Here is a 24,815-nt window from a genome sequence, read left to right on the forward strand (position 1 = left end):
AACCAGTATTGAGGAAACCGATATGCCACAATACAAAGCGCCCTTACGTGATATGCAATTCGTACTGCATGAGCTATTGAATGCAGAAGAACACTATTCTAAATTGCCTGCATTTCAGGAAACCGTAAGCCGTGAATTGGTTGACCAATATTTAGAAGCTGCTGCAGATTTCTGTGAAAACGAATTGTCTCCAATCAACCAAAGTGGCGACCGCGAAGGTTGTACTTGGAATGATGGCGTTGTTACAACTCCAACAGGCTTTAAAGAAGCGTATCAAAAATATATCGAACTTGGCTTCCCGTCTCTTTCTGCTGAAGAGCAATACGGTGGTCAAGCATTACCTGTTTCTTTGGGTAACGTGATTTCAGAAATGGTCGGTACTGCAAACTGGGCATGGGGCATGTACCCAGGTCTTTCTCATGGTGCAGTTCGTACTTTAGAACATCACGGTTCAGCTGAACAAAAAGATGCTTACTTACCAAACCTTGTTTCAGGTGTTTGGACAGGTACGATGTGCTTAACAGAATCACACGCTGGTTCTGACTTGGGTATTATCCGTACTAAAGCTGAGCCACAAGCAGACGGTAGCTATGCAATCACTGGTGAGAAAATCTTTATCTCAGCGGGTGAACATGACATGGCTGAGAACATTGTTCATATCGTCCTTGCCCGTCTTCCTGGCGCACCTAAAGGCACTAAAGGTATTTCTTTATTCATCGTACCGAAGTTTAACTTAAACGCAGACGGTACTGTGGGTGAGCGTAACGCGGTGCGTTGTGGTTCTATCGAACACAAAATGGGGATCCACGGGAACTCAACTTGCGTGATCAACTTTGACAATGCAAAAGGTTTCCTGATTGGCCCTGAAAACCGTGGCTTAAACTGCATGTTCACCTTCATGAACACTGCACGTATTGGTACGGCTGTACAAGGTCTTGCAGCATCTGAAGGCGCATTCCAAGGTGCATTAACCTATGCGAAAGACCGTTTAGCAATGCGTTCTTTGACAGGTCCTAAAGCACCAGAAAAAGAAGCCGATCCAATTATTGTTCACCCTGCTGTTCGTAACATGCTGTTAACTCAAAAAGCATTTGCTGAAGGTGGTCGTGCACTGGTTTACTTATTGTCTCTACATGCTGACGTGGTTGAGCAAGGTGCAACGGAAGAAGAGCGTAAATCTTCTGACAACATCTTGTCACTGCTTACTCCAATTGCAAAAGCATTCTTGACTGAAACGGGTTCTGAATCTGCAAAACACGGCGTTCAAGTGTTTGGTGGTCACGGCTTTATTTCAGAGCATGGCATGGAACAAATCGTTCGTGATACACGTATTGCGTGTCTATACGAAGGGACAACTGAAATCCAAGCGCTTGACTTGTTAGGTCGTAAAGTTTTGGGTACTCAAGGTGCAATGTTGAAAGACTTCACTAAGATTATTCACAAATTTGTTGAAGCAAACAAAGACAATGCTGCAATGAAAGAGTTTGTTGAACCTCTTGCTGCTCTAAACAAAGAGTGGGGCGACTTAACCATGCAAATTGGTATGAAAGCAATGCAAAACCCAGATGAAGTGGGTGCTGCTGCGGTCGATTACCTCTACTTCTCTGGTTATGTAACGCTTGCTTACCTATGGGCACGTATGGCACTTGTGGCTCAAGAAACATTGGCTGCAGGTACAACTGACGTTGACTTCTATAATGCTAAAGTCACGACAGCTCGTTTCTACTTCAAGAAGATCCTTCCACGTGTTCGCTCACACGTTGATGTGATTGCTGGTGGCGTAGAACCATTACTCGCATTAGATGCAGAGCACTTTGCATTCTAAGTAATTAATAACTAATTCGATATTCGAAATAGTTGTACTCTTGAGTACAGAAATGAAAAAGGACAGTCATAGCTTTGGCGGTCCTTTTTCTTTATAAATAGAGCGTTATTTCGCTTGGGTCATTTAACAACACTCTCCGTTGTTAATTAAGCTGTCCTAAGTCTACAGAGATTCAAACAATAAACAGGTGAACGAACATGCCAATTTATAATGCCCCACTTGCGGATATGAAATTTATCCTCAATGACGTTTTCAATGCAGATCAGTTCTGGCAGTCTAATGAAAATCTAGCTCATGTAGACAGTGCGACGGCTGAAGCGATCCTCGAGGAAATGGCTAAATTTGCGCAGAACGTAACCCTACCTTTAAACCGTACAGGTGATGAAGAAGGCGCAACTTTTAGCAATGGCGCAGTGACTACTCCTGCTGGTTTTAAAGAAGCGTTTAAGCAATATGCTGAAGGCGGCTGGATTGGCTTAGCGGCTGATGAAGAATGGGGCGGTCAAGGCATGCCAAAAATGCTGACGGTTCTTGCAGATGAAATGCTGTTCGCAACCAACCCATCATTCATGCTCTACCCGCTTCTTTCTGTCGGTGCTGGCATGGCGCTGAACAGCTACGCATCGCAAGAACAAAAAGAAACCTATTTACCTAAAATTTACTCAGGCGAATGGTCTGGGACCATGTGTTTAACTGAGCCTCATGCAGGTACAGATTTAGGCATTATCAAAACTAAAGCTGAACGTAACGAAGACGGTACCTATAACATTACAGGGACTAAAATCTTTATTACTGGCGGTGACCACGACTTAGCTGAAAATATCATTCACTTGGTTTTGGCGAAAACACCAGATGCACCTGCGGGTTCACGTGGTATTTCACTCTTCATCGTACCTAAATTCTTAGTGAATGCAGATGGTTCTGTAGGCGAGCGTAATGCGGCAGGTCCAGGTTCAATTGAACACAAAATGGGGATCAAAGCGTCTGCGACTTGTGTAATGAACTTTGATGGTGCCAAAGGTTACTTGGTCGGTAAAGAAAATGAAGGCCTTGCTGCAATGTTCGTGATGATGAACTACGAACGTTTATCGATGGGCATTCAAGGTTTAGGCGCATCTGAATTTGCTTACCAAAATGCGGCACAGTACGCAACAGACCGTCTACAAGGCCGTAGCGCTTCTGGTGTTCAATCGCCTGCTAAACCTGCAGACAGCATTTTAGTTCATGGTGATGTGCGTCGTATGTTGCTGAATGCACGTGCCAATAATGAAGCATCTCGCGCATTTGCAGTTTACGTGGGTCAGCAACTGGATATCACCAAGTTCTCAACAGACCCTGAAGCGGTGAAAGCAGCCAATGACCGTGTTGCATTGTTAACCCCTATTGCAAAAGCGTATTTAACCGACACAGCATTCCAAGCAACTTTAGATGCACAAATGGTCTTCGGTGGTCATGGTTATATTCGTGAATGGGGCATGGAGCAATGTGTACGTGACTTACGTATTGCACAAATCTATGAAGGCACCAACGGTGTTCAGTCTCAAGATTTAATCGGTCGTAAGACCATTAAATGTGGTGGTGCATTCATCGCAGACTACATTACTGAAATCCGTGACTTTGCTAACGGCTTAGACGCTGACCTAAACTTCATTAAAGATGCAACACTCGATGCAGCAACTGAAGTGGAAGAAGTGACCAAGTATATCCTTGAACGTGCTGCTGAAAGTGCAGAGTTCCCGAATGCTGCAGCAGTAGATTACTTACATGCAGTCGGCCTACTCAGCTTTGCCTATATGTTTGCAAGAATTGCCAATGCTGCAAAAGCTAAAGATGGTGACTTCTATCAAAACAAACTGGCGCTTGCAGCTTATTTCGCTCAACGTATTTTGCCTGAAATCGACTTACGTATTGCAAAAGTAAAAGCAGGTGCAGAAGTCATCATGAACTTCTCTGAATACTACTTCACCAGCCAAGCTTAATCGCTTAAAGACTGAATAAAAAAACGCCTGCTTCGTCAGGCGTTTTTTTATTACTCAGCTTTATTTTTGCTTTTATACGTCATGTGCATGAAATTTGCTTATGATGCAATAAACCACCATCAACATATCAGGAGGCAGCCATGACTAACCGTGACCCTAAAATAGAGAAAATAGAAACCCTCCTCGATAAACTGGGCAATACTGCAGTAGAAAGCTTTCACTATGTGGCTTTATTTATTATTGGCTGTATGGTGATTTGGTCGGCAGGACATACCGTTTATGAGATCCTGACCATTAAACAATATGCCTCGATTGATGATATTTTATTGTTATTCATCTACCTCGAACTGGGTGCAATGGTCGGTATCTATTTTAAAACCAACCACATGCCTGTCCGCTTTTTAATTTATATCGCCATCACTGCGCTCACCCGACTTTTAATTTCCGATATCCAGCATGACCACAAAGCGGATATGGATTTGGTGATTATTACGGGTTCAATTTTAATTATGGCGATTGCAATTTTGGTGGTGCGTTATGCATCGTGGAATTATCCTTCAGTAATTCGGGATAAACATGCCGACAAGCCTTTACCTGAAGGGAAAACACCACGCCCACAAGATGATGAACTCGCTTAATTCTTTATTAACCACTAAAAAACCCTCAGTCTAAACAACGGAGGGTTTTTTGTATCAGCCAAAGATTCATTTATTTTGAATCAGGTTCTAAAGCGTAACGTCCATTTTCATAGATCCAGTGCATGCCTTCAGGTGGGTCTGGCAATCCCAAACGTCGCCAATCGGTAATCAGCACATAATCACGGCTTTCAATACTGGAGTCGCCATCCCCATACACATAGCTATTGGTTTCCTGACTATAGGTTGAATAGCTGGGTGCTCGGTAAATAATACTCACACCTGGTCGCATTGGATATCCGCCATGTGGTGGATGGTGCGGAGGTGGTCTGTGATGAGGGGGTTCAATTTGAGGCGGTGATATAGGTCTGGGCATTGCACCTTGATACGGCCCAGCATAGGTTGGGAAACGCTGGGTTTGCGAAGTCAGCGGTTTTCCATAATAACGCGTCGCTGGTTGAGCAGAACTCAGTGCAGGAAATAAGCTGAGTAAACTTATTCCATAGATTATTTTTAAATATTTCATCATCTTCCTCCACTGAGGTGAATCTTATTATTTTAAACCTATTTTATGGATAAAAAATGTACAATTTATCAATTTTAGATCACTGCCTATTATCATCGCTATAAGGTATGAAGCAGGATTCCTTTGAAAAGCAAAAAACATATATGTTTTCAGTTTATACTTAATCTTTGTTTATAAATGTATTGGATGAACAATCGTGGCTGAATTAAGTTTTGATCGACTCTATGAATATTTTGCAAAAGTGCCCAGTATTCAAAAAAATCTGATTGATGCTTATGGCACAGATGGAAAAAGTGCATGGTGGTTTAAGTTTCAAATTGATGTAGATCACCCGTTGGCATGGCAAACGGTACAAGAGCTGGGACATGTACTGAACTATATTTCTAAAAATGAGCGCCTACCGACGCAGTTTTTACCTGTGTCACCCCCGCCGTATATGAATGGTGAAGCCAAGCAATTCTTGGCATGGGTCATTCAGTGTAACCATGCTGATTTTCCACCCGATGTCATTTGTGACTGGTTAGAAGCACGCCTACCAAGCCCTGTAGAAGATATTGAAAAATGGAAAATCAAAACCGATCTACATGAACTCGATAAGATGACTGATAAAGATTTGGATCAAATCATCCCGCCGAATCCTGAACAGTAAGTCCAAATAGAAAAAGCGCATATTGCACTTTTTCTATTTTAGTTTTTCTCTTACCTAGCTGTGCTACGCCTTTTCTAACAAGAAAAAAATCTCTAAAACGTCGACAAACCACTCCATTCCATAAAGCGGTATAGCCCATATTTGAGTTTTGACTCATCTTTGTATTGCTCATAGCCCACACTCATTTGACGACCATTTAAGTTCGACCATGCCCCATCAAAATATTGCTGTGCATCTGTAAACACCGCTGCCTTAGACTGGCCAATCACACGTAAATTGGTCTCTAAGTTATAATTTTTCAAATTCCGTGCGGTAAAATTCGCTGAACCTAAAATAAGCTGTGCTTCTTGCGCATGGCGTTTTAAAATCATTTTGCTATGACACTGCTCTCCTTGAGTATTACACCACCGCACTGTAATACCTGCATCGTTAAGCTCAGACGCAACTTGACGGTTGGGGATTCCATTCTTTTGACGACCAAATGCATCTTTATTGGGATCGAGTAAAATCCGAAGTTTAACGCCACGGTTCTGTGCATCTTTTAAAGCAGTAATAATTTGACGCTCAGACAAATAGAACATCGCCAAATCAATCTGGTCATTGGCTTTTGCCGTATTCAACAAGTTGAGTGTTGTATCTAGGATTGCTTTTTCCGTCAGCACCTGTACCTGAGGCTGCGATGAATTTCCTGCAATTTCGCCTAGAATCACCATCGGCACATCGCCCTGAGACATGTGAGCCACAGTTTGCTCGGTTTTCAAGACATCAATTGCGGTATTGCCTGTCACCAACAGCGCCACATTGGAATGTCGCGAACTGCCATCATGTGGATTCGCTGATGTGACCAAGGTTTTCCAACCTTCCGCGGTATCGACCACCAAAGTTTTGCGGTGATTAGCTTTGAAATTAAATAAGTTTAGATAGCTACGTAGGGTGATTTTTTCATCCCCAAACGGGTTTCTTAACCAACCGCCGTCGGGATTATTACCTGCATTTTGGCAACAGATATACCAAAAACCAGACCAAACAGGGTTGGAAGCACGTAGCGGACGTAAATCCGTTTCAATTACATCCACGCCTGCCTGACGCAATTTACGGTAATGCTCAGGTAATAGCCCGCCATATACCGAGTTAATCGGGTCAGTGATGACTTTGATTTCAATATTCGGATGTAAGCTTCGCTTGACAATCAACGCATCGGTCAACTGCCGAGTCAACGCCCGTTGTGATGCTTGAGATGTCCCCACTTCATCATTAAACAAGAACATATCCAACACAATCGTGGTTTGTGCATCTTCAATTAGTTTAAACACTGTGTCGAAAATATGATGATCTTGTTGCTGTTTGCCTTGTGCGTCGATGTAGGTTTGATCTGCAATAAATTTGACATCGGCATGACGTAACTTGCCCGTATAGTCCAGGCCATCAGGCAGTAGTTTAACGCTATGGTAAACTGCGGAGGTTAAATAAGTCAGAGCCAATAACCCCACCACGACACCGATATAACGGGTCGATGTCCAGTTGAGCTTTTGATGTAATTTTCGAAAGATACGCATAACAAAAAACCTAATCCAATATACTCAGACTAGGTCTTATTGTTTGATTTTTCAAGAGGATTTCTGTTGTCAATGTTTTGGCAACCTCTCCCTAACACTCTCCTTTGAGGAGAGAGCGAGCATCTCCTCTTTATGGAAAAGGTTGGGTTGAAGCTTGAAATAGCACCTTAGAAACTAAAGTCCAGTCCGACCGTGAAGTTACGCCCCACTTGTGGAATGGTCGATAAGAAAGAGGTATGCGAATAAACCGTCTCATCTAAGAGGTTATTGGCTTTGAAATACACGCGATAATCATTGCCCTGCATATACTGACCATTATACGCCAAGCCCAGATTCACCATGTTATAGCCCTCGGTTTCGGTCTCATAGCTTGCAATTCGATCTTGCTCAAACACATGGTAGTACTCTGCTGTTCCTGACCACGTGTCACTAAAGTTCGCATTCACTTTTGTTCCTAAACGGCCAGCAGGCACCCGTGGAGCATTTTTATTGTCAATTTTGCCACGTACATAGTCACCAAAGACACTCATTTTATAAACATCATTGAGGGCATAAGAGGCTTCTGCTTCCGTCCCATAAAAACGTGCTTTGTCTTGGGTGTAGTCCACTAGACGGAAGTTTTCGTAACGGTCTGCAGTTTGGGCATAAATGTAGTTGTCATACCAGTTATGGTAAACATGAACGTGATAATCCATTTTATCCGTATCGTAATGGAAACCTAACTCTAGGTTATTAGACTTTTCGACACCGAGATTTTCATTGCCACGCTCATAGGTATTGGTAGCAAGATGCTTACCATCAGCATAAAGCTCTTGTGCCAAAGGTAAACGCTCTTGATGTGACCCGACCAAAGACAGTTTATAGTTCGGTGCAAACATCCAATTCACAGCACCCGAATAAGACACGGCATGATCATCATAGTCTTTTCGATCTGACTCAATATCTATGGTCTGCTGATCGACACGTGCTCCTAACTCAAAATGGAAGTCATTCCGCTGTTTATGTTCTAAACCAAATACGCTCCACTTTTGCGTCTTGGTCGGTTCTAAAATAGACTCTTCACCCGTGATATCTAATTTTTGTTGATTGTACTGTACGCCAACCACACCTTCCCAATCCGCAATCGGCTGATGCACCATTTCTAGACGCGCATCATAACTCTTATTTTTAAAGGTAGTTGCAACGCTATCACCTTCAATTTCATCATGTTGGTAGTCGGTATAACTGGCATGGGCTCGTAACTTCTCAAACCCTGCAAGCGGATTTAAAATTTCAGTACGGAAGTCATAACGCTCTGACTTTAAGTCAACCCAAGGCCCTGCCTCATGTTCGTCATGCGCATGGTCGTGTCCTGAGTGATCATGTTCATCGGTATGTCCATGATTATCGCTGCCGTCACAGTGCAAATGATCATCATGCGGATGACAGCTCTCATATTCATGGCTATGCCCAGGTAAACCGTACTGATCTTGACGGTTGGTATAGGCGATACCCGCAAAACCACGCTCACCAATCCATGAACCACCAACACTGACCGTTTCGCCTTTGGCAAAGGTATTTCCGACACGACGTTCTTTTTCGAGTTCACCCTCATGTTCATGGAAATAGTTCGGCGCAATATAGTCATTTGCTTCACGCTTTGAACCTTCAACTCGCAAAGCAAACTGACTGCCCAAGGCAACCGTCGCCCCAGCACTGGCCAACTTTTCATCACTGCCAGAGTTGTAGCGTAATCCAGCCGTACCTTCTAAACCTTTTTCAAGCATGCTGGTTGGAATTTTTTGATCGGTGACATTGACCAAACCGCCCACGGTGCCTGCACTATATAACAGGGTTGAAGGGCCACGGATGATTTCAATTTGCTTGGCCAAAATCGGATCGACCGTCACGGCATGGTCTGGCGATAAACTCGAGACATCGGCTGTTTCTGAAGCATGTTGTAAGACCTTCACGCGAGGGCCATCTTGACCACGAATCACGGGGCGGCTTGAACCTGAACCATATTGATTTGAATATACGCCTAGCTCATCGGCCAAAGCATCCCCGACGGTCGGTGCACGTTCTTTTAAACTTTTTTGCTCGATAACCTGATCGGCGACTGCAAAATCAGCAGCGGTCTGAACGAGTGGATGTGCTTGGCTGGTCAACGTTTCAAGTTGTTGTGTTGTTGTGTCATCTGCAAAAACGGCAGGTGCGACCACCGCCAAAATAGAGAGCGTTATCAAATTTTTATGGAAAGCCATGGAACTCACTCAAGCGTACAATTTTTCAATATTGTTATAATATAACATTTCAAATTCATTGCAATAAAAAACATTCCAATCCTAGAAAAAAGATAAACTGCCCTATCCATCTAAGTCGATGCCAACGCCAACAGATCAATGCCCTTTACCCTTTCACATGCCGTTCTCGCGCCCCCTTTAGCCAAACTCAGTGGTGACCGTTTACCCATTGCTGCCATTGCCATTGGCAGTATGACCCCCGATCTTTATCGACTGTTTACACAAGCCAATTCAAATACTACCCACTATTGGACTTCACTGATTCATCCTGATCTTTGGATTGGACTCAGTTTTTGTGTCTTGTGGTACGCGCTATTACGGCCCTGTTTTTATCGTTTTTTAGGCATTCAGCATGAATTAAGGCTCAGCAGTATGCTGCGTTTTTTTAAATTTTCTGTGGCCGTTATTCTCGCAATACTGCTCGGCACAGCAACGCATCTGTTATGGGACGGACTCACCCATGCTGACTTCCGCACCTTGTTTGGACATGCATTTTTAAGCCAAGAGATCTCTTTGTTAGGGCACAGCTATCCGCTACACCGCATTTTACAAATTGGCACATCGGCACTGGCTCTGCCCTTGTTGGCATGGATGAGTTGGCGTTATTACCAAACCTATCGGCAACATTTTCCTGTGAGTTTAAAAATCAAACGCTTTGCGATGGGACTGTTCATACTGAGCCTTTTAGGCGGTTTAGTCAGTGTTTGGGACTATGCACGTTATATTCCCACGCAAGTTTGGAAGTCAGACCTGTATTATTTTACAGGGCGAAGTATTAATGAGTTTAGCCAAGTCGCTTTGCTGATTTTAATCTTTGGCTGCATTCTGTTTTTATTTTTAGATCGTGACTACCGCTTAGGCTGAATTTACACCAACGCTTAAATGCTATTTCATGCCTTTTTTACACTACGCCTTGTGACTCAATGTCCAAAGAGGCATAATCTCACATTAAATTTTAGGCGATGCGCTGTTTACGTATTCGCTACCTTTAGCCATATAGTTGGATTTTTAACGCCATGATGCGAACTCATTACTGCGGTTCTTTAACCGAAACTCAAATTGATGAAACAGTAACTCTCTGCGGTTGGGTACACCGTCGCCGTGACCACGGTGGTGTCATCTTCCTTGATATGCGTGACCGTGATGGTCTTGTGCAAGTGGTTATTGACCCAGACACTCCTGAAGCATTCGCAACTGCAGACAAAGTACGTTCAGAATTCGTATTAAAAATTACAGGTCGTGTACGTCGCCGCTATGCAGGCACAGAAAATGCCAATATGGTGAGCGGTCAAATCGAAGTTTTAGGTAAAGAAATCGAAGTTCTTGCTGCATCAGAAACTCCGCCGTTCCCATTGAATGACGACAACACCAATATTTCTGAAGAAATTCGTTTGAAATACCGTTTCTTGGACATCCGTCGTCCTGAAATGTTAGATCGTTTACGTTTCCGTTCTAAGCTAACCAACCTAATTCGTAACTATTTCGAAGACAATGGTTTCTTAGACGTTGAAACCCCGATTTTAACCCGTGCAACGCCTGAAGGTGCGCGTGACTACTTAGTGCCAAGCCGTGTTTCAAATGGTAGCTTCTATGCACTTCCACAATCACCACAATTATTCAAACAATTGTTGATGGTGGGTGGTATCGATCGTTACTACCAAATCGCAAAATGTTTCCGTGATGAAGACTTACGTGCAGACCGTCAGCCTGAATTCACTCAAATCGACGTTGAAACATCGTTCATGAGTGACGATGACATCATGGATTTAATGGAAACTTTGACGGTTAAGATGTTCAAAGAACTTCTTGATGTTCAATTCGATAAATTCCCACGCATGACTTATACAGATGCTATGCGTGACTATGCATCGGACAAACCAGACTTACGTATTCCTTTGAAATTGGTTGACGTCGCAGACCTAATGCAAGAAGTTGAATTCAAAGTATTCGCAGGTCCAGCGAAAGATCCTAAAGGTCGTATCGTTGCATTACGTGTTCCTGGTGCAGGTTCTTTACCACGTAGCCAAATTGATGAATACACGAAATTTGTCGGCATCTACGGTGCAAAAGGTTTAGCGTACATCAAAGTAAACGAGCTTGAAAAAGGTATCGAAGGCTTACAATCTCCAATCGTGAAATTCATCGAGCCAATCGTGCTTGATCTATTAAAACGTGTTGGCGCAGAAAATGGCGATATCGTGTTCTTCGGTGCAGACAAAGCTAAAGTTGTGAACGATGCTATGGGTGCTTTACGTATTAAAGTCGGTCATGACTTAAAAATGTCGACTTGCGAGTGGGCACCGCTTTGGGTGGTTGACTTCCCAATGTTTGAAGAAACAGATGATGGCAAATGGACTTCTGTTCACCACCCATTCACACTGCCTAAATCAAGCGTTGAAGATGTGAAAAATAACCCAGGTGCTGCACTTTCTGTGGCTTATGACATGGTGTTAAACGGTACTGAAATTGGTGGTGGTTCACTACGTATTCATAACCTAGAAATGCAAAAAGCAATTTTTGAAGCATTAGGTATTGGTGAAGAAGAAGCTGAAGAGAAATTTAGTTTCTTACTCAACGCATTACGTTACGGTGCTCCTCCGCATGGTGGTTTAGCATTCGGTCTAGACCGTTTAGTCATGCTCATGACGGGTGGTGCTTCTATTCGTGATGTGATTGCATTCCCGAAAACCAAAACTGCTGAATGTCCATTAACGCAAGCGCCTGCACCAGTTGAATCCAATCAACTACGTGATTTAGGTATTCGCTTACGTGAAAAGCCAAAAGCTGAAGAAACTAAATAATCTTTAGATTTTGATTAAAGAAACCCTGCCATGCGCAGGGTTTTTTCATTCAAGACAAGACCATCCGTTTCATAGATATTATTCTCGCTTCAAATTTTCCAAAATTTCTTTTGAACTTTTAATCTATCCCCCTTACAGTGATTCACGATAGTCTATATTTTATTGCAACAGTTCTGGCACTGAATCACTCTATTGATTTATTCATTTATTTTGTTCTTAAGACGCTCATCTTTTTTTGATTTTATCTATCTTAGATTTTTAAGTCTCTTTGCAAAATTTTCTCTCATCTCATCTTTAAAAAAAATTTCTGAGTCAAAATATGGCTATTTATTATCTACTTAAAATAATCTCACTTTTTCCATTGTCCTTTTTACAATACATCGCACGCGGAATTGCGCACCTGCTTTACTATAGTGACTCTTCAATTAAGCGTATCACCACCATTAATCTGCAATTGGCCTACCCTGAACTCGACCCAATAACACTCCAGAAACGCGTTCATTTCAGCATTCAAAGCCAGTGTCAGACCTATATTGAATTTTTAAAATGTTGGGGAATGCCACCACAATACAACTTAGATTTATTAAAAAATATTCATGGTGAATCTGTTCTAACAGAAGCTTTAGCCAATAAAAAAGGCGTGATTGTGGTCATTCCGCATTTTGGCTGTTGGGAGCTGTTAAATGCATGGTTAAATGTCTATACGCAACCAATGATTATGTATAAACCCTATAAAATTAAAGGGATTAACCGCTATATTCTAGCTGCACGTCAAAAGTTTAATGCCACACTAGTTCCCACCGATGAAACAGGTATCCGCAGTATCTTCAGACACTTAAAACAAGGTGGGCTGACGGTGATTTTACCGGATCATCTGCCAAAACCTAGTGGCGGTATTTATTCATATTTTTTCCAGCAGAATACTTTGTCCACGACACTGGTCTCTAAAATGGCGGCTAAAACACAATGCAATGTGATTGGATTAAGTTGTATTCGTAATACTGACGCAGCGAGTTTTGATGTGTACTGTACCGAGTTATCTCAAGACATTTTATCAAAAGATCTACAACAGTCTGTAGATAGTTTAAACCTTGCCATGCAAGATATGATTAACCAAGCACCTGAACAATACATTTGGTCCTATAAACGTTTTCGAAACTGTTATGGCAATATCAATCCATATAAGAAACAACCACATGTATGACTGGATAGATCACGATCTGATTCAAATAAGGCAAGGAGACAAAATCAAGATTGTTACTTTGAGCTTGATTAGCATACTTTTATTTATTTGAGATCAATTCTCAGCAGTGGCATAATGGCGCACTGTTTTAGATAAGTTGTGAGCAACCAAATGGCTATGCGTCCTGAAGTCCGTCGTCGAGGTATTGTGCTAATTGTTTTTGCAATCGTACAGTGGTTTTTCATGCGCTATATTTTAGACAATCAATTATTTAATTTAACCACCTATGACCGTATTGTCTTTTTCTGTGTAAGTAGCCTTGCAGGTGCTTTTGTCATTTTTGTCGGCTTAATTTATATGGTCTTGAAGGGAAATGCGGATAAGGAATAATTTCCTATTTTTAGACGATTTGGTTGAATATCTATATGTTTGTTAGTGTTATTGTTCCCTGTTATAACCATGCTCCGTACTTAAAACAACGCATAGAGAGCATATTAAATCAGACCTATCAAAATTTTGAACTTATCTTATTGGATGATGTTTCTCCAGACGAAAGTGCGGAAATTCTACTCTCCTATAAAGATCATCCCAAAGTATCGCACTGCATCATCAATGAAAAAAACTCAGGCTCTACCTTTCATCAATGGAATAAAGGTATGGCATTGGCTCAAGGTGAACTGATTTGGATTGCTGAATCTGATGATGTTGCTGATCTTAGCTTTTTAGAAACCTTAGTTGAACCTTTTCAACAGAATCCAAATCTTGTTTTAGCGTATAGCCAATCCCATCGGATGGATAGTCAGGGTAATATTACTGGCTCATGGAAAAGCCATACAGATGATTTAGATTCAGAATTATTTAAACATAATTTTGATATGAATGGCTGGGAATACATCCATCGTTTTCTCAATATCAAAAATACGATTCCAAATGCCAGTGCAGTACTATTCAAAAAGCAAACTTATCTTCAAATTGAAGGAGCTTGCTCTCATCTCAATTTGATTGGGGACTGGTCTGTATGGGCAAAAATTGTCTCTCGTGGAGATATCCACTTTTCTAGTCGCTGTTTAAATGATTTTAGATCCCATGCGACTAGTGTCATCGCGACAGCCAAACAAACATCTGGGCCATTTCGCCTTCGTCGACAAATTATTTTATTTCGATCAGAAATTTCTGATTTTTGGCAACATCACTTATCAGACTCAGAACTCACCCCTCAAATTTATAGAAAAAACAAAATATTCTTATACAAAGAAGTAGTTCGCAATTGTTCTTTTGCAATAAGACGCAGACACTTTGATGAAATCATCCCCACAATACGTGATGCCTGCAACATTTTACCAGTTTATTTACTCCCTATTTTTATGTTTAAAATGGCTATAAAATTGATATATTCAATTATTTTTGACGCACCTATAAAAAAATTGTTAAAAAAATAAATTCATCGTTTAAATACTTCACTATATTTTATTAATATTGAATATAAAACGTTATACTTTTAACTGTGCTCTCCATCTTAACTCTAATTAAGACGCTGTATTTTCATGAAAAAACTTATTAATACACTACAATACATCATTTCAACTCAAGGTAGTACAGGTAAAGCATGGCAACTTTACAGAAGAGAGTTTATTCAAAATGGGAAAGATGGTGTTCAATCTTTATGGCATAAACATCGCGGAGAGCTAAATTTTAAGCGATGGAAATACGAAAACAATAAATCGATTACTATTATTGCCACACCGCACACCATATTTATTGCCGAACTCTTATCACAAGCTTTAGACAAAGCTGGACTTCTGTATCAAGTAAAAATTGGCACCGATTTTAAGAGCTTCGATGACTCTTTTCATATCCTTGTTTGTCCTCAGGCCTTTAAGAAACTTCCCGAAAGCTATATCTCATTTCAGATGGAGCAAACTGTTTCAGACCGTTGGTTCGGTCAGGAAAATATGCAAAAGCTGAAAAAGTCATTATTGGTGATGGATTATTCACTCAATAACATCAGTTATTTAAACCAACGCTTCCCTCTTAGCCATATTTACTACACCCCGATTTCACCTATTGATTTGGCAAGCGAATCAAGTCACGACCACGAATATGATGTTCTCTTTTATGGAGATACAAACAATGATCGTCGCAAGGTATACCTAGAGGCTTTAGAAAAGAGATTCAAAGTAAAGATCATCAACAATGCTTTTGGTGAAGATGTTTGGCATGCAATCCGTAAAGCAAAAGTTGTGATTAACATTCATTATTATGAAAGTGCCTTACTAGAAACCACTCGCTTATATGAATGCCTTTCCAATCACGCACTGGTTATTTCAGAAAAAAGTTCAGACTTCGAACAACATACAGATCTCGCAGATTTAGTCGACTTTGTTGAAATTGGTGATGTTGAACATATGCTCACAAGAATTCAGTACTGGAAAGACCATACTGAAGCATATCTTGAACAAAAAAATCGCATTAAACAATATGTACAAAAAGATCAAAATATTTTTAACTTTTATTTTTATCGCGTTTTATTATCTCTTGAATTGATCGATTTTAATACGCTCTATCAGCTCACGAATCAAACGTGGAATCCAACTTCAAACTTTTGGTGTTTAGGTTTGCCTGAGTCAACAGAGCGACAAGCCGAGTTCCATAAAGAGCAAAATAAAATTCCAACTATATGGAGCTTTCCCGGTATCCGCCATAAAACACCATGGATTGGCTGTGGTCTAAGTTATAAATACATGTTGCGCTATGCACGGGATCATCAATGGAACAACATAAGTATTTGTGAAGATGATGTGCTATTCCCTGACGATATCCAAAAGAAGCTTGAGGATATCCATCATGTTTTAGATGATAAGTCTCTCAACTGGGATATTTTCTCTGGCCATGTGACTAACCTTCACCCAGAAGCAGATATTCGTCTACTAAGTAAAAATCAACTGACCAACTACGTCCTGCTCAACAAAACCACAGGAACCGTATTTAATATCTACCACCAACCTGTTTACGATTATTTATTAAGATGGGATGAAAAAAATCAAGATCTTAAAACCAACGCAATCGATCGATATATCGAAAATAAGCCTGATTTAAAGGTGATTACTACATTGCCATATCTTGTCGGGCATAAAGAGGATATATGCACTACACTATGGGATAGAAAACATTTCTCTAGTTTTAGCTACAATGATATGACCCTCAATAGCATTAAAGCTATTCAAGATAAAATTTCCAAGACTTGAACCTCATTAAAAAAGCCTGATATTTAATCAGGCTTTTTTAATGAAAAGTTAAATTAAGCTATATCAGAGTCACATTATATATTTTTAAAATAATCAGCTTCTTTATCTTTATCACTCACCAAAACTTCTTCAATGCCCTCTAAAGGCCAATCAATTGCTAAAGTGGAATCATTCCAAAGGATCGCACCTTCACTTTCTTTATGATAATAGTTCGTGGTTTTATACAAAAATTGAGTATTATCTTCCAGTGCGACAAATCCATGCGCAAAACCTTCAGGAATCCAGAACATAGTTTTATTTTCTGCACTCAGCTCTACACCAACCCATTCACCATAAGTCTTTGACTCAGGTCGAATGTCAACCGCAACATCCCACACTTTGCCTTGTACCACACGTACAAGTTTGCCTTGTGCATAGGGTTCACGTTGAAAATGCAACCCACGTAACACTCCTTTTTGCGAAAGCGAGTGATTATCCTGTACAAAAGTAGGAATGGGTAAATTTAACTCTTTTAATGCAGTTTCAAATCGTTGTTGGTTGAAGCTTTCCATAAACCAACCACGATCATCCCCAAAGACACTTGGATGTAAAATTAAAAGACCTTCAATTTTGGTGGTTTCTACTTTCACTTCGACTCTTCCAACAATTTAAACAAATATTGCCCATATTCTGTTTTCTTCAGCGCTTCAGCACTTTCAGTCAGCTTTTCTCGAGAAATCCAACCTTGCTGAAAACCAATTTCTTCGAGACAAGCCACTTTCAACGATTGACGTTTTTCAATCGTGTATACAAACTGTCCAGCCTCTAACAATGACTCATGTGTACCAGTATCTAACCATGCAAAGCCTCGACCTAATAGCTCAACATTTAAGGAGCCATCTTTTAAGTAGGCATTATTAATGTCAGTAATTTCTAACTCACCACGATGTGAAGGCTTGACTTGTTTCGCAAACTCAACCACGCGGTTATCGTAAAAATATAATCCTGTTACAGCATAGGGCGATTTCGGCTGCGTTGGTTTTTCTTCGATACTCAAAACTTTACCAGAAGGGTCAAATTCAACCACACCAAAGCGCTCTGGGTCTGTCACATGGTAACCAAATACCGTAGCACCATGCTCAAGATCACTCGCTGCTTTTAACTGTTTACTAAAGTTTTGACCATAATAAATATTGTCTCCTAAAATCAGGCAAACATGATCATCACCAATAAACTCTTCCCCTATCAGGAATGCCTGAGCCAAGCCATCTGGAGAAGGTTGAACTTTATAACTCAGCTCAATACCAAATTGAGAACCATCCCCTAAAAGTTTCTCAAAGTTTGGTAAGTCCTCTGGTGTTGAGATAATCAAAATCTCTTTTATGCCCGCCAACATCAGCACTGATAAAGGATAATAAATCATCGGCTTATCATAAATAGGCAACAGTTGCTTCGATACCCCTTTCGTAATAGGGTGCAGACGAGTTCCTGAGCCTCCAGCAAGAATAATACCTTTACGTTTTAAACTCATTTCTTGAGTATCTCCACTAATGTTCTTTCTACACCTAACTGCCAATCAGGCAAATATAGGTTAAATGTATTTTGAATTTTTTGATTATTCAATCTTGAATTATGTGGTCGTTTGGCTGGTGTCGGATAAGATGATGTCGGAATAGGATGAACCTGTTTGACCACTAAGTTTTCACCCAACAATTGTGCCTGTTTGAAAATAAACTTGGCATAACCAAACCAGCTTGTTTCTCCACTTGCAACCAAATGATAAATCCCAGTCTTAGCTTGCGAGGATTGAACTTGCGGTATGATCTGTGCAGTGACATCTGCAATCAGTTCAGCCGATGTCGGCGCACCAATCTGATCATTAATCACCGAGAGTTCTTCTCTATTTTGAGCAAGCATCAACATCGTTTTAAGGAAGTTTTTTCCTTTAGCTGCATATACCCAAGATGTTCTAAAAATTAAATGTCTGCAACCTGAATTTACAATCGCTTGCTCGCCCAGTACTTTGGTTTGACCATAAGTATTGATCGGTTGCGTATTATCATCCTCAGTAAAGGCACTAATCCCATCACCATGAAAAACATAATCGGTCGAGTAATGAACAAATAATGCATTAATTTGGGTACATGCCTCGGCAATTTTTTGAACCGCAATATGGTTTACGATATCAGCAGTGACCTGATCTGTCTCTGCCAAATCAACAGCTGTATATGCGCTGGCATTCACAACAATATCAGGTCGCATTGCTAAAATTGTTTGAACAACATCTTCTGGTAGACTTAAATCCCCAGACCACTCATTTAAGCCATGTCGATCAAGCGCTATCAGCTCCCCCAACGGTGCTAAGGAACGTTGCAACTCCCAGCCTACTTGACCATTCTTACCCAATAATAAAATTTTCATGCGTTAACCGTGATAATGTTTTTCTAACCAAGATGTATACTCTCCACTTTGTACGTGTGAGACCCATTCCTGATTATTCAAATACCACTCAACGGTTTTACGCAAACCCGTTTCAAATGATTCTTCTGGCACCCAACCTAATTCATTTTGAATTTTAGATGCATCAATCGCGTATCGAACATCATGACCAGGTCGATCTGTAACATAGGTGATCAAGTCTTTATAGTGCTGAATCCCTTCAGGTTTATTTGGCGCTAACTCTTCAAGCAAATCACAAATACTATGGACCACATCAATATTGGCTTTTTCATTGTGACCACCAATATTATAGGTTTCTCCCACAACGCCCTCTGTAACGACTTTATAAAGTGCACGTGCATGATCTTCAACAAAGAGCCAGTCACGGATTTGCTGACCATTGCCATACACAGGCAAAGCTTTAGCCTGTAGTGCATTTAAAATCATCAGGGGAATAAGTTTTTCTGGGAAATGGTAAGGGCCATAGTTGTTGGAGCAATTCGTTACAATCACAGGCAAACCATAGGTACGGTGCCATGCACGTACCAAATGATCCGAACTCGCTTTAGATGCCGAATAAGGTGAGCTTGGAGAGTAAGCAGTCGTTTCCGTAAATAAGTCTGTAGTCCCTTCTAAATCACCATAAACCTCATCGGTCGAAATATGATGAAATCTAAATGCTTGTTTTGCATCATCACTCAAACTAAGCCAGTATTTACGCGCCGCTTCCAAAAGCTGATATGTACCAATGATATTGGTTTCAATAAAATCCAAAGGGCCTGAAATAGAGCGGTCTACATGTGATTCAGCAGCCAGATGCATGACGGCATCAGGCTTGAAGTCACCAAATAAAGTATCTAATGCTTCTTTATTGCAGATATCTGTATGACTGAATTGATATCTTTCATGGTTTTCCACGAGAGCAAGTGACTCAAGGTTTCCAGCATAGGTAAGCTTATCGACATTCAGTACGGTATGTCCCGTGTTTTGGATTATATGGCGAATTACAGCAGACCCAATAAATCCTGCTCCACCAGTCACAAGAATTCTCACGCGCCCTCCTAAACTTATTATTCAATATTAAATTTTCGCGATTTTAACATATGTTCAATCCATACCTATCCCTGTCAAAAGAGTTTCACGAATTATTTTCTTTTCCATCTGTCGATTGATGAAATTTTGGTTTCTCAAGCTTCTATAGTTCAAGATTTCTACATACAAAAGACTATTCATTTCCAATTCATAGGCTTCAATATTCACTCAGACATGGGAAGAATACAGCTAAATTTTCAAAGCCTCTCAATCTTCACGTCAATAGCTTGTATACTAGTCAGGCAATGACCTCACCTCTTTCAAATAGATTGACTATGATCCAGCTATCCATTCTTATTGTGAACTACAATACTGAGACTTTCATTGAAAGTTTACTCATTGATTTAAAAGAACAATCTATACAAAAAAATGCTTTTGAAATTATTATTGTGAACAATGTTCAAAATACACTGCTCAATCAGGTTATAGAAAAAAATACTAAATTACATGACCTAAATATTAAGATTATCAGCTCGGAAAAGAATGTCGGATTCGGGCGAGCAATGAACCTCGCGGCAGCGCATGCCAAAGGTGCCGAGTTATTAATAGGCAATCCAGATCTAAGAATGCTACAAACGGATTATCTAGAACAACTCTTAAAACATGCAAAACAACATCAGAATTATGGCGTCATTACCACACGCCAACTCAATGATGACCACAAAGATACTTCCGAATATAAAAACTACGAATTTGGTCAAAACCTAGGGTATGAGAATCAAACCAATTGGCTCTGTGGTGCACTCCTGCTGATACAAAAAACAGTATTTGATCAAATTTCTGGTTTTGATCCCGACTTTTTTATGTATTGTGAGGATGAAGATCTCTGTCTCAGAGTTAAAAAATTAGATCTCCCTTTAATCAAAATCAATGAGTTAAAAATTTATCATAAAGGTGGATCAAGCGAGCCACTTAAAGATTATGCGTTTTATCATCGTTGGTTTAAGTCAAAAATCCTGTTTGCATATAAACACTACCCTACGGATGTGTTTCATGAAATTCTCAATACCTTAGAAAAAAAATCAACATCAAAAGCCCGCCTCTATGGGCTGATTGCTCTCAGCAACATAAAAAAATATCAGTCAAGAAAAGACAAATGGAATGCAATGAAAGATTGCATTCAAAAAACCAAAGCAGAATCAGTTGATTGGTTGTACTTTAAATCAGTATAAAAATGATTCAACCGCAGTACGTGACTGCGGTTGAAATTATTTAAATTCAATCGTTTTCTTATAGCGTGAAGTTTGTAATTGCTGATTTAATCGCTTCCATTCACGTGCTAATTTCTCGCCAAAGGTCCGTGCTTTGCTTTCAGTTTGACGACGCTCCACACGCTCATCTTCCAGCATACTACCAAACTGATGCTCCTGAGCTTGTTCATACAAATAACTCTGGATACATAAAGCAGGTTTCATCTGATACAGACTCATACCCTGCGTATGATATTGCGGATCAAATAACAGATGATCCAGTGGCTCTTTAATTTCAGCCTTTCTTAATAATGCCATCAAATATTGTGCGGCATTTAAGCTTAGAATATAGCCTGCTGCCCCAACATGTCTTCCCTTCAGCTTAAACAGACTACGCTGTTTTCCTAAATCTAAGCCTTGGCGTTCGTGTAGAATTTTTTTTGCAAACGCTTCAAGCTTAATGATCTGCCAATCGGACTGAATCCAAGTGTCGCTACTGAGAAAATAGTCAGCATTCTGTCCCAAATACACATCATCTTCAAAAATAGCCAAATGAGGAATTTGCTCATCCGCCATTTTTTGCCAAATCGAGACATGACTCATAAAACAAGCCAATTCACCTGGACTTAAAAAGCCTTCCTGAATGTTAAGCTGCATTTTTTCAGCTAGAGGACGTGCTAAATCGGGCGTTAACGCATCGAAAAACTCAAACCCAATATTTTGTTTGCCGAACTCTTGTACGATGTGCTCACGACGCGCTGTGGCTGTCTTTAAGCTGATGACTATATTTTTCATATCAATACTACTTACTTCGATGCAACCAAATGCTTCATGGCATAAAATTTATCACGCCACATCCGTTTTTGTTTTTTAAGGCCGTAAGAAAGACTACGCCCTTCTTTTTCTTTACGAGAAATACCTTGTGCTGCCACAGTGCCTAAAATATCACTGTCCAAACCAGCAGGTTTCACTAAGGCAGGCCATACGCTTAAGCCCTTCCCATTTTTACTGAGCCATGTTTGGAAGAAAATGTCGACAGGCATGGTCATTTTTCTCCCAGCTTGCATAAATGCTTCTGCACCTTGACGTGACCACACCAAACCTAAACCACGAATAGGAAAATAAAAAGCATGCCATAAGCTCATACCCTCAACATTCGTAATATCTTTAGCTAGCTTTTTCTTTTTGGTTGCAATGTTAATCAAATACCAAGCCAGCTCTTTATGCTGATCGAGATACTCAATCACACCATCAAGTTTGTCTTTGAAGTCTTGGTTGATTTTCATATCATCTTCAAGCACCACCAAATAATCAGCGTCTGTACTTAAAAATTTTTGTGCACAGCCATAATGACTTAAATAGCAGCCCAACTCCGAATTCATCAGTTTACGGCCAAGTACGTCGTTCGCCCCTTGATCATCGTAGTTTGCAAATTCAGTTAACTCTTTACCACGTCCATCGACTGCAGAAAAGCGTTCAAAAGGCCAGTTAACTTGATTCAGCTGCTGAGTTGCTCTTTCAAGTCGCTCCTGACTGCCGTCCAAATTAATCAAATAAGTAACAACTTTCATCATGAACCTTTAAACTAAAACTGAATGGGGCAAATAGCCTGCTAATTTTTCCTGCATAGCCGTACTGATTTTCTGCACAGCATCACTATCAAGCTGATCCAAACTCTGTATACAGCCATACTTAATCTCAGGATTATGCAACGCTTGTATAAAACTGTTCAAACTGTCCTGATTTTTAAGATAGGCCAATTCAAGATCTGGTTTCAACTCCGCCTGCTGTTTTTGAATCTTAATGTGGTTCATTAATGAAATCGGATTCAACTGTTCTACACTACGAAATTTAAACTTGATCTGCGTTTCTAAAAGCTGTGGATGTTCCAGCAAATAATCTTTTAATGCATGACGATCAACAATATGTGGATAATGATGGATTTCAAAGAATTTCTTAAAGCCCAAAACATCCGCACCAAGCATCTGCGCAATCATATGTTTCGGCTGAATTGGCTTTCCAAATTGGCAACTCATCAACTGACGATATTTGAGCTTTGCTTTGAGTGCAAAACTATTTTGCCAATGACCATAGATCACCAAGCTTTCCGCTTTTAAAAAGTCTTCGACTTGCGCAGGCGCATTGAAAAAGAAATCGTCATTCAAATAGATAAAATAATCCGACAATCCTTCAATATTCCAAAGCATACTTTCAATAGAACGGGTATTGAAGGTCGGTAAATGCTCTTCAAAACCTCTGAAAATTTCTTGGTGATCAACCACACGAATTTTATCTACAGCGCACAAACCTTGCGCTGCAAATTCATCAATAAACTCAGGACGCTGACTATCTGCCACCACATAGATATGTCGACAGAACGGTACATATTTCAAAATTGAAGCGATGTTATAATAAATTTCGTTATTACTGGCAAAGCGCGTCGCACTGACCGCATCAGATGCATCTTCACCGGTCAGATATTTATGGCGTTTCTTTTTTAATTCAAGATCATTGCCATCTACCCAGGCAATCACGATATCAATATTTTGCATTCACTTGATCACTTCAAAATCTGAGTCTAATAGACAATTATTGCCAAGCATCCTTAATCCACTGTGATGGCAATACATAACGATACCATTTCCCACCACCACCATTAATCGCATCAGGTGGATTGATTTCACCATGGAAAATAATGACCTTAACCCCTTCAGGTTTTACAGGGGGTTTAAAGTATGCCAACGGAATTTTTTGCAAACAGTGATATTTGTAGCTCTTACACCAACTATCAGGCCAGTAAGAAAGTTTTTTCTCTTGATCGACATACCAAGACAAATAAGCTTGCTCATTGCGGAACTTTTGACGAATTTCATCAAAATGCTCACGAAAATAGGGCATCAATCCAGGAAAAGCGCCCAGTTTAAAACGGTAAACCGAACTATTACCTGTAATACGCCAAGGACGTTTCCAGTCATGGATAATCAGGAAGTCACCTGGATGGGTAAAGAAACTGTCGATATTGTCAACAATCACCACATCCAAGTCTAAAAAGAGTGCATTACCTTGTAAACCGTACAAGTCTGGCTCGAATGTAGACAATTTATTCCAACCTCGTTCAGGACTTCCCTCTGGAAGCGCTAAAGGTGGAATGGGAAAACATTCAACTGCAGGGTCGATTCCTTCGGTACGGTCTGTTAGACAAACCATTTTAAAATCAACCGTGGTGTGACGCTTCACCATGTTATATAAACGATTGACGTACTCGGCCCCATATTTGGTGCCCCATTTCATGCATAACACAATATTTTGATCTGTCTGTGTTTCAGCCTGTTTTGACAACGAGTCGTTTACGTTTTCCTGCATGTTCTATCATCCACCAGCATTCTGCGTTGTATCATAACATTTCTTGCAATAAGTTAGTGTATGGCTTTTTC

At 40.4% G+C, this 24,815-nt stretch carries 22 protein-coding genes; 11 read left to right on the forward strand and 11 right to left on the reverse strand.

Annotated features, from left to right (window positions below):
- Nucleotides 1–22: 22 nt before the first annotated feature.
- The 3 genes from AXW61_RS00825 (at nucleotide 23) to AXW61_RS00835 (ending at nucleotide 4,442) form a co-directional block, all read left to right on the forward strand.
- Nucleotides 23–1,825 carry an acyl-CoA dehydrogenase C-terminal domain-containing protein gene (locus tag AXW61_RS00825; RefSeq protein ID WP_004983590.1) on the forward strand — a complete coding sequence of 601 codons (1,803 nt, stop codon included), beginning with the start codon at nucleotides 23–25 and terminating at the stop codon, nucleotides 1,823–1,825.
- A gap of 197 nt (nucleotides 1,826–2,022) precedes the next feature.
- Complete coding sequence (locus AXW61_RS00830) at nucleotides 2,023–3,804, forward strand: acyl-CoA dehydrogenase C-terminal domain-containing protein (RefSeq protein ID WP_062031402.1); 1,782 nt, start codon at nucleotides 2,023–2,025, stop codon at nucleotides 3,802–3,804.
- Nucleotides 3,805–3,944: 140 nt separating this feature from the next.
- Entirely contained in the window at nucleotides 3,945–4,442 is a 498-nt protein-coding gene (locus tag AXW61_RS00835; protein ID WP_004983586.1) for a phosphate-starvation-inducible PsiE family protein, read from the forward strand.
- 70 nt (nucleotides 4,443–4,512) lie between these two features.
- Here the strand turns inward: AXW61_RS00835 and AXW61_RS00840 are convergent, their stop codons facing one another.
- A complete protein-coding gene (locus AXW61_RS00840) occupies nucleotides 4,513–4,965 on the reverse strand; it encodes an RcnB family protein (RefSeq protein ID WP_062031405.1) in 453 nt (150 codons plus the stop codon).
- Nucleotides 4,966–5,161: 196 nt separating this feature from the next.
- Between AXW61_RS00840 and AXW61_RS00845 the strand changes: the two genes are divergently transcribed.
- Nucleotides 5,162–5,614: a hypothetical protein gene (locus AXW61_RS00845; RefSeq protein WP_062031407.1), complete on the forward strand. Its 453-nt coding sequence runs from the start codon at nucleotides 5,162–5,164 to the stop codon at nucleotides 5,612–5,614.
- A 92-nt stretch (nucleotides 5,615–5,706) separates the two neighbouring features.
- Here AXW61_RS00845 and AXW61_RS00850 read toward each other — a convergent pair whose 3' ends face one another.
- Both AXW61_RS00850 and znuD read right to left on the reverse strand, forming a co-directional pair.
- On the reverse strand, nucleotides 5,707–7,170 hold the full coding sequence (locus AXW61_RS00850) for a phospholipase D family protein (protein ID WP_062031410.1): 1,464 nt from the start codon (nucleotides 7,168–7,170) through the stop codon (nucleotides 5,707–5,709).
- A 167-nt stretch (nucleotides 7,171–7,337) separates the two neighbouring features.
- The gene (gene znuD / locus AXW61_RS00855) at nucleotides 7,338–9,413 is read right to left on the reverse strand and encodes a zinc piracy TonB-dependent receptor ZnuD (protein ID WP_062031412.1); all 2,076 of its coding nucleotides are present in this window, start codon (nucleotides 9,411–9,413) and stop codon (nucleotides 7,338–7,340) included.
- Nucleotides 9,414–9,551: 138 nt separating this feature from the next.
- Here znuD and AXW61_RS00860 point away from each other — a divergent pair, with 138 nt between their 5' ends.
- The 6 genes from AXW61_RS00860 (at nucleotide 9,552) to AXW61_RS00885 (ending at nucleotide 16,681) form a co-directional block, all read left to right on the forward strand.
- Nucleotides 9,552–10,316 carry a DUF4184 family protein gene (locus AXW61_RS00860; RefSeq protein ID WP_062031415.1) on the forward strand — a complete coding sequence of 255 codons (765 nt, stop codon included), beginning with the start codon at nucleotides 9,552–9,554 and terminating at the stop codon, nucleotides 10,314–10,316.
- Between the two features lie 152 nt (nucleotides 10,317–10,468).
- Nucleotides 10,469–12,253 carry an aspartate--tRNA ligase gene (gene aspS / locus AXW61_RS00865; RefSeq protein ID WP_004697728.1) on the forward strand — a complete coding sequence of 595 codons (1,785 nt, stop codon included), beginning with the start codon at nucleotides 10,469–10,471 and terminating at the stop codon, nucleotides 12,251–12,253.
- A gap of 319 nt (nucleotides 12,254–12,572) precedes the next feature.
- Nucleotides 12,573–13,457, forward strand: a complete 885-nt coding sequence (locus AXW61_RS00870; protein WP_062031417.1) for a lysophospholipid acyltransferase family protein — start codon at nucleotides 12,573–12,575, stop codon at nucleotides 13,455–13,457.
- A 150-nt stretch (nucleotides 13,458–13,607) separates the two neighbouring features.
- Nucleotides 13,608–13,826: a hypothetical protein gene (locus tag AXW61_RS00875; protein WP_004983573.1), complete on the forward strand. Its 219-nt coding sequence runs from the start codon at nucleotides 13,608–13,610 to the stop codon at nucleotides 13,824–13,826.
- A 35-nt stretch (nucleotides 13,827–13,861) separates the two neighbouring features.
- Nucleotides 13,862–14,875, forward strand: coding sequence for a glycosyltransferase family A protein (locus tag AXW61_RS00880; RefSeq protein ID WP_062031420.1), 1,014 nt, complete (start codon nucleotides 13,862–13,864; stop codon nucleotides 14,873–14,875).
- 105 nt (nucleotides 14,876–14,980) lie between these two features.
- On the forward strand, nucleotides 14,981–16,681 hold the full coding sequence (locus tag AXW61_RS00885) for a glycosyltransferase (RefSeq protein WP_062031423.1): 1,701 nt from the start codon (nucleotides 14,981–14,983) through the stop codon (nucleotides 16,679–16,681).
- A 74-nt stretch (nucleotides 16,682–16,755) separates the two neighbouring features.
- Here AXW61_RS00885 and rfbC read toward each other — a convergent pair whose 3' ends face one another.
- The 4 genes from rfbC to rfbB are packed head-to-tail and all read right to left on the reverse strand — an operon-like array spanning nucleotide 16,756 to nucleotide 20,152.
- Nucleotides 16,756–17,310, reverse strand: a complete 555-nt coding sequence (rfbC, locus tag AXW61_RS00890; RefSeq protein WP_062031425.1) for a dTDP-4-dehydrorhamnose 3,5-epimerase — start codon at nucleotides 17,308–17,310, stop codon at nucleotides 16,756–16,758.
- Entirely contained in the window at nucleotides 17,307–18,191 is an 885-nt protein-coding gene (gene rfbA, locus AXW61_RS00895) for a glucose-1-phosphate thymidylyltransferase RfbA (RefSeq protein ID WP_062031428.1), read from the reverse strand. The genes rfbC and rfbA overlap by 4 nt, the downstream gene beginning before the upstream one ends.
- Nucleotides 18,188–19,081: a dTDP-4-dehydrorhamnose reductase gene (gene rfbD / locus AXW61_RS00900; protein WP_062031430.1), complete on the reverse strand. Its 894-nt coding sequence runs from the start codon at nucleotides 19,079–19,081 to the stop codon at nucleotides 18,188–18,190. The genes rfbA and rfbD overlap by 4 nt, the downstream gene beginning before the upstream one ends.
- 3 nt (nucleotides 19,082–19,084) lie before the next feature.
- Nucleotides 19,085–20,152 (reverse strand): dTDP-glucose 4,6-dehydratase, encoded by a 1,068-nt coding sequence (gene rfbB, locus AXW61_RS00905; RefSeq protein ID WP_062031432.1) that lies wholly within the window; start codon nucleotides 20,150–20,152, stop codon nucleotides 19,085–19,087.
- A 314-nt stretch (nucleotides 20,153–20,466) separates the two neighbouring features.
- On the opposite strand from rfbB, the gene AXW61_RS00910 reads away from it, so the two are divergent.
- On the forward strand, nucleotides 20,467–21,363 hold the full coding sequence (locus tag AXW61_RS00910; protein WP_234954263.1) for a glycosyltransferase family 2 protein: 897 nt from the start codon (nucleotides 20,467–20,469) through the stop codon (nucleotides 21,361–21,363).
- Between the two features lie 36 nt (nucleotides 21,364–21,399).
- Here the strand turns inward: AXW61_RS00910 and AXW61_RS00915 are convergent, their stop codons facing one another.
- From AXW61_RS00915 to AXW61_RS00930, 4 genes are read right to left on the reverse strand one after another with little or no spacing between them, the layout of a single operon-like run.
- Nucleotides 21,400–22,176: a glycosyltransferase family 25 protein gene (locus tag AXW61_RS00915; protein ID WP_062031435.1), complete on the reverse strand. Its 777-nt coding sequence runs from the start codon at nucleotides 22,174–22,176 to the stop codon at nucleotides 21,400–21,402.
- Between the two features lie 11 nt (nucleotides 22,177–22,187).
- On the reverse strand, nucleotides 22,188–22,952 hold the full coding sequence (locus AXW61_RS00920; protein ID WP_062031481.1) for a glycosyltransferase family 25 protein: 765 nt from the start codon (nucleotides 22,950–22,952) through the stop codon (nucleotides 22,188–22,190).
- A gap of 9 nt (nucleotides 22,953–22,961) precedes the next feature.
- Nucleotides 22,962–23,933, reverse strand: a complete 972-nt coding sequence (locus AXW61_RS00925; protein WP_062031438.1) for a stealth family protein — start codon at nucleotides 23,931–23,933, stop codon at nucleotides 22,962–22,964.
- 37 nt (nucleotides 23,934–23,970) lie between these two features.
- On the reverse strand, nucleotides 23,971–24,672 hold the full coding sequence (locus AXW61_RS00930; RefSeq protein WP_228128117.1) for a glycosyltransferase: 702 nt from the start codon (nucleotides 24,670–24,672) through the stop codon (nucleotides 23,971–23,973).
- Nucleotides 24,673–24,815: the final 143 nt, after the last annotated feature.

Source organism: Acinetobacter sp. BMW17, from assembly GCF_001592855.1.
GTDB classification, from domain to species: Bacteria; Pseudomonadota; Gammaproteobacteria; order Pseudomonadales; family Moraxellaceae; genus Acinetobacter; species Acinetobacter johnsonii.

Bases quoted from the DNA above. Each gene is read 5' to 3' on its own strand.
- AXW61_RS00825 (WP_004983590.1), top strand. From the start codon at position 23: ATGCCACAATACAAAGCGCCCTTACGTGATATGCAATTCGTACTGCAT.
- AXW61_RS00830 (WP_062031402.1), top strand. From the start codon at position 2,023: ATGCCAATTTATAATGCCCCACTTGCGGATATGAAATTTATCCTCAAT.
- AXW61_RS00835 (WP_004983586.1), top strand. From the start codon at position 3,945: ATGACTAACCGTGACCCTAAAATAGAGAAAATAGAAACCCTCCTCGAT.
- AXW61_RS00840 (WP_062031405.1), bottom strand. From the start codon at position 4,965: ATGAAATATTTAAAAATAATCTATGGAATAAGTTTACTCAGCTTATTT.
- AXW61_RS00850 (WP_062031410.1), bottom strand. From the start codon at position 7,170: ATGCGTATCTTTCGAAAATTACATCAAAAGCTCAACTGGACATCGACC.
- znuD (WP_062031412.1), bottom strand. From the start codon at position 9,413: ATGGCTTTCCATAAAAATTTGATAACGCTCTCTATTTTGGCGGTGGTC.
- AXW61_RS00860 (WP_062031415.1), top strand. From the start codon at position 9,552: ATGCCCTTTACCCTTTCACATGCCGTTCTCGCGCCCCCTTTAGCCAAA.
- aspS (WP_004697728.1), top strand. From the start codon at position 10,469: ATGATGCGAACTCATTACTGCGGTTCTTTAACCGAAACTCAAATTGAT.
- AXW61_RS00870 (WP_062031417.1), top strand. From the start codon at position 12,573: ATGGCTATTTATTATCTACTTAAAATAATCTCACTTTTTCCATTGTCC.
- AXW61_RS00875 (WP_004983573.1), top strand. From the start codon at position 13,608: ATGGCTATGCGTCCTGAAGTCCGTCGTCGAGGTATTGTGCTAATTGTT.
- AXW61_RS00880 (WP_062031420.1), top strand. From the start codon at position 13,862: ATGTTTGTTAGTGTTATTGTTCCCTGTTATAACCATGCTCCGTACTTA.
- AXW61_RS00885 (WP_062031423.1), top strand. From the start codon at position 14,981: ATGAAAAAACTTATTAATACACTACAATACATCATTTCAACTCAAGGT.
- rfbA (WP_062031428.1), bottom strand. From the start codon at position 18,191: ATGAGTTTAAAACGTAAAGGTATTATTCTTGCTGGAGGCTCAGGAACT.
- rfbD (WP_062031430.1), bottom strand. From the start codon at position 19,081: ATGAAAATTTTATTATTGGGTAAGAATGGTCAAGTAGGCTGGGAGTTG.
- AXW61_RS00910 (WP_234954263.1), top strand. From the start codon at position 20,467: ATGATCCAGCTATCCATTCTTATTGTGAACTACAATACTGAGACTTTC.
- AXW61_RS00915 (WP_062031435.1), bottom strand. From the start codon at position 22,176: ATGAAAAATATAGTCATCAGCTTAAAGACAGCCACAGCGCGTCGTGAG.
- AXW61_RS00920 (WP_062031481.1), bottom strand. From the start codon at position 22,952: ATGAAAGTTGTTACTTATTTGATTAATTTGGACGGCAGTCAGGAGCGA.
- AXW61_RS00925 (WP_062031438.1), bottom strand. From the start codon at position 23,933: ATGCAAAATATTGATATCGTGATTGCCTGGGTAGATGGCAATGATCTT.
- AXW61_RS00930 (WP_228128117.1), bottom strand. From the start codon at position 24,672: ATGAAATGGGGCACCAAATATGGGGCCGAGTACGTCAATCGTTTATAT.